Consider the following 5,026-nt stretch of genomic DNA (forward strand, 5'->3'; position numbering starts at 1 on the left):
AACAGCGTATTGTGAAATAAATTGCAGCAGCAGTTGCTTTACAAGCTTTTCAGTTCATTCAGTGATAATAGGGAGGAGTCATGAAAAGAACCTTTATGTCACTCCAACCGTCTTTCTCCCGATGATACCTCTATGACAATATGAAGGAGAATCTGCAGTGAAAATCCGATTCGGCATAATACAAACAGGTGACGCACGCGAAGATCTTCAGAGCTTCCTCGACTCCGGTCCGTCAAGTTCCCACAAGAAAAGAATGGCGGAGCAGATGCTGGAAAGAGGTTCCGATACTCTAATCAAATAGGGTTTTTATCCTGCCAAAAGTTGTGGACTGAAGAGAAACTAGTGTATAATCCAATACCAGCTCCGGATCGATCGTACCCTCCTTCGTTCTCATAGAAAATCCTGCATAGTCTGTATCATTCTGCAGTATTTGAAAGCCGTAGTTAGGAAAGGATCCTTCCACAAAATCCTGAACCCAACCCGTTACGTCAATTTCCCACCAGTCATAGGCTGACGGTGCGGTTATGAGGGCAATCCCAGCAAGACTAGGGCTGTTATTCCAGGTTACGGTCAATTCGTCCCAGTCAGCGTCATTCCGGGCAATATAGATGTTATCTGTCGGGAAATCACCAAACGAACTATAAACCCATAAACGTAGAGTAGCGCTGTTGACAGTCGCCCCGGAATAGGATGACAGGTCAAATTTGATAAGAGAATTCCTCCAATACCCGGCTCCACAACAGCCAACCTGGAAACCTTGTTCAGTGCCTCTATTAGTATCGGGTATGTATTGCCATACATCGGCGTCATCAGATGGGTTAAGTGTTGCCGTGTCAGCAGTTGCAATGCCAGCTAACATGACCATAACGAAAACTGTCAAAATCGTTTTCTTAAACATAAAACCACACCTCCAAGAAACATTAAAACCACTAGTGTCCAAAACGGGTAAACTCTCCCATAACAATTAAAGCATATCAACAACTTAAGCCATCCGGTAGGGTTACTCTCGGTTTGACCTGTCCAACCATATCAATATTGGTGTGTGGTAGTATAGAATCTCATAGGGTCTTCTCCTTATGGGTTAGGGTTTGCACCCCCAGCATACCAGGATGGCATGTCGCACATCATCCTCCGGTTTCCGTGAAGAGAAAAGGCTTACTAACATCCCGCTCTACGTTGTTCATTCAATTGCGAAAGTGGTTCGCCAAAGAGTGCGGTATAATTACCCCTCTGAGCGCGGACATGTCTCCTGAGTCTCTCGAGAACGAATACAAGTGTTTCAGATAATTGAATAAACCGAGTGTCTGTTGACAGGATGTACACACAACACAATAATCATTCAATATCTATGTTGATTTGGCTACACTGACGATCTGTATAGCTTTTTCCCGTAACACTTTAAGCTTCAGAGATGAGCAGTTTAACTCTGCACTGGAAAGAAGTGGAAAATAATGATTAGAACAATCATCATGGCAGGCTGTATTATGCTGGCCGCATCCGGCGTATATGCAGGTATCACTAGTAACTTTGACAGTGATCTGGACGGCTGGGTACTGGTTGATGCGAATGGAGCCACAGCGCAAGGTCAACTTGAATGGTACGCTACCGGGGGTAACCCTGATGGTTATGCAAATTTCATTGACGAGGGCAGCGACGGCGGATTTATCTCTGCACCAAGCATATATCTCGGTGACTGGACTCAATATAGCGGTGTTCTGACTATCAGCTATGAGCACAGGATCATCTCCGAGGGTACTGTCGAACAAAGAGTCCCATACGAGATTCGCATTCAGGGTCCCGGGGGTGAGGCTCAGTTCCTTGGCGATATCCCGCTTCCTCCTTCTGGCTGGTACCAGGTAGAAGCTCCGCTGGAAAGCTCAGTGTGGACGATCCTTAGTGGTGATTGGCTCGGAATACTTGCTGATATCACCGCTTTTCGTATCAGAATCGAACAGACAGACGGTCATGTAGATGTGTCGGGAATTGACAACATCAGCTTCCCCTCGGAGACCGGCATATCGGAAAATGATTTGCCTGACAACGGGTCGGCGTTTCTAGTCAACGGAAGTTTTCCTAATCCTTTCGATAGCGAAGCACAGATCTATTTCGAGAACAACCCGAACCTCGGTATGACGGTCGAAGTGTTTGATCTCAGGGGCCGACTTGTTTCAAGCCACAATAATGACTATGCACCAGAGGGTGCTGGAGTTATCGCTCTTTATGGCAACAATGCTCGAGGGGCAAAGCTGTCTGCGGGGCAGTATTTTGTTCGTCTGACGAGTGGGAGTGTCAGCACTGTCTGCAAAGTGGTAGTAATGCGCTGAGCAAGTACACTGAGCATTGTGTAATACATGCTTGCATCTCAATTAGGTTGTTGAACTGACTTGCATTTCTCTGATCGTGTTTCTTTAATGGCCTCGAGAATATCCTCGGGTTTCATTTCCGATTCATATGCAGTCTGTCTGGCGCGCAGTATTATTTCTTTGAACTCATCGGAAGAGGGTGGAGTTATTGTTTTAAGAACAACTACATCTCCCTCAACCAAAACAACAAATCTTGTCCCAGCCTTCAGATGGAGAGCTTTTCTGATTTCCTCTGGGATAACAATTTGTCCTTTGGATGACATTTTTGTTGTAGCTACTGTATTCATTTCTTCATTCCAATCATGCATATGCCTAACGTCTTACTGGTAAGATTATGCAAGTTCAGGCCTGGCATGTCAATCTTTCCTAGAGCGAACATCCTGAATAACCTGCACAAGTATCACCTAAGCCCACGCCCAAGAAGCTGTGGCAGGTTCATTCGGTGGTTAGGCACAAGTTTCAATTTTGGTGTCAGTATCACTGTTTCAATAATTACTTCTCCATACGCTCTCTATTTATCATTACGTATACACTTATCCCGATCATGAAAAAGCCACAAAGCCATGCAAAGAGATCGCCGATATAAGAATACAAGGTTGATTGACCTTTCGTTGGCACATCAGAATAGAGAATGGCTTGGTCAGATGTGTAATAATCAAGCGACGAAAGAAGCTGTCCTCTATTATTAAAAGAGGCTGACAATCCCCAAGAGGCTGCGCGCACTAGATGAAAGCCCTGTTCGATTGCCCTAAAAGACGCAACATATGTATGGTAGGGAGAAATTTCTCTCCAGTCGTTTCCGGGGACAGTCATTATATCGATATGCATTGAATTAACCTGATGAATAAAAGAAGGAAAATCCATGTCAAAACAGATTGCAGAGCCAATACGCCCATAAGGAGAATCAAAATACCTGATCCTGCCGTCTCCGTAAGACCCTTCGCCCGGAGTGGGTTTTGCCTTACAGAACTCAAACAGAATCTCTCCCTTGGGTGATATCCAGGTAATTTTATTCATTGGTAACGATTGAGAAGCATCGTTAAAGAAAACTAGCATCGGAAACCCTAGGTAGATACTGTCTCTGATTGCCAACGTTTGTGCCAGTTTGAGTAGATCATTTTCCCTGTCGGAACACACATTCACGATACCTTCTGTTCCAAAGACGATTTTTGCACCAGATGCTGCTGCAATATGACAATTGTTCAGAAAGGATTTTTCGAGTTGTCCATTGATCGAATCGGGATGCTCTTCGTAAATTCGAATTAACTCTTCTTCTGGGATACTGATAGATGCGATTCTCACAGTATTTTCATTAGTCTGTCTTGCCAAGCGTATCTGCCCATATAAAGTAATTACAAGAACTGGTACTATATACACCCACAGAACTTTGCATAGATAGCGCTTTTTAAAGGAATGATCCCACAGCCAATTGATTACAGAAGCAGTCCACATGATAATGAATGTAATTCCGTAGATACCGGTTACTGAAAGCAATTGCAGGAGGGGGAGTGATGACTGTGTGTGCCCCAGCATTCCATATGAACCCGAAGGATTAGTGGAAATTGTAATAAATTCCATAAGTACGTAGACAGAGGGAAATACTATAGTTGACACAATTCCCTGTAATCGCTTGAAGTATATCCTGTCGATTAAATATGTAAGGGAAGTGAAGATACTCATCATTAACATAAGGACATAATAGAAAGTCCCCGATATAGGCATCATGCCTTTCCAAATGAAGATATTAGAGATCAATCCTGCAAAGACCATGATAAGAAAGCCTTTGAATGGTTTTTGATATCTAAGAAAGCGGATTAGAAATGTCGGGGCAAGATAAGCTGCTATAGGCAATATCCATCTACCGTTAGCAAAGAATAGAAAGATAAACCCTATCATGATATACAAGTATGAATAATGCTCACCTAGTCTTGATTTATTCATGACATTCCCTTAAATTAAATTGGTGAAACTCGTTGCTCTGTTGCCTAATGTCTCAAATCAACGGCGCGGTTACGCGTCCGATGCATTTGTTTGTTCTGCGATGCTTTTCAGAGTATAACGAGCTATCCAAAAGTATTCCATTTCTACAAAATTGTAATCTTCTACTAGTGGCTCAATTTGTTCATTATACTCAGTCTGTGTCGGAAAATTCTTTAACACCTCGTGTATGGAGCCATCAGAAAGCTTTCGCATCTGATAGGTATTGCCTTCATTATCCGTCCGGCTTATCGGAGTGCTGCTTCCCTCAACATATTGATTATCCAGCATGATGACGGTAGCTCCTTTGGATAGCTTAGAGTGCAGTATCTTCAAAAAGTTATCAAGCTTTGCCTTGGGTACGTGTGACCACCAGAAACCAACCAGCGCGGCGGAAAAAGGCCCATTCACTTCATCCAATACATAGGCATCTGCCTTCACAAACGTGACGGGACAGTCTCCATATTCCTTTTCTCGTGCAATAGTGAGGACTTCCTCATTATAGTCAGTCGCCACGATTGATGTAGCAGACCGGCAAGCAAACTGGGTCCAAAATCCTGTTCCACATGCAACCTCTAAAAGATCGAGTCCATAGAAAGCCTTCCCCAGCGTTTCTTGAAGTTGCTTCAAGTTTGTTTGACGCTCAGGCTTCTGGTAGATAAGCTCATACTCAGAAGCGCGTTTTG

At 43.7% G+C, this 5,026-nt stretch carries 6 protein-coding genes; 2 read left to right on the forward strand and 4 right to left on the reverse strand.

The annotated features are described in order from the left end of the window. Window positions 1-157 precede the first annotated feature (157 nt). Window positions 158-301, forward strand: a complete 144-nt coding sequence (locus K8S15_10160; protein ID MCD4776398.1) for a hypothetical protein — start codon at window positions 158-160, stop codon at window positions 299-301. Here the strand turns inward: K8S15_10160 and K8S15_10165 are convergent. Next, a complete protein-coding gene (locus tag K8S15_10165) occupies window positions 290-898 on the reverse strand; it encodes a DNRLRE domain-containing protein (GenBank protein ID MCD4776399.1) in 609 nt (202 codons plus the stop codon). The genes K8S15_10160 and K8S15_10165 overlap by 12 nt on opposite strands. A 553-nt stretch (window positions 899-1,451) precedes the next feature. On the opposite strand from K8S15_10165, the gene K8S15_10170 reads away from it, so the two are divergent. Further along, window positions 1,452-2,324, forward strand: a complete 873-nt coding sequence (locus tag K8S15_10170; GenBank protein MCD4776400.1) for a T9SS type A sorting domain-containing protein — start codon at window positions 1,452-1,454, stop codon at window positions 2,322-2,324. A 38-nt stretch (window positions 2,325-2,362) separates the two neighbouring features. Here K8S15_10170 and K8S15_10175 read toward each other — a convergent pair whose 3' ends face one another. The 3 genes from K8S15_10175 to K8S15_10185 all read right to left on the reverse strand — a co-directional run. Further along, window positions 2,363-2,650: an AbrB/MazE/SpoVT family DNA-binding domain-containing protein gene (locus K8S15_10175; GenBank protein MCD4776401.1), complete on the reverse strand. Its 288-nt coding sequence runs from the start codon at window positions 2,648-2,650 to the stop codon at window positions 2,363-2,365. Window positions 2,651-2,855: 205 nt separating this feature from the next. Then, a complete protein-coding gene (locus tag K8S15_10180) occupies window positions 2,856-4,304 on the reverse strand; it encodes a hypothetical protein (protein ID MCD4776402.1) in 1,449 nt (482 codons plus the stop codon). Window positions 4,305-4,373: 69 nt separating this feature from the next. Further along, a partial coding sequence (locus K8S15_10185; protein ID MCD4776403.1) for a class I SAM-dependent methyltransferase occupies window positions 4,374-5,026 on the reverse strand: 653 nt, incomplete at its 5' end.

Source organism: Candidatus Aegiribacteria sp. (genome assembly GCA_021108005.1).
Classification (GTDB): Bacteria; Fermentibacterota; Fermentibacteria; order Fermentibacterales; family JCC-6; genus Aegiribacteria.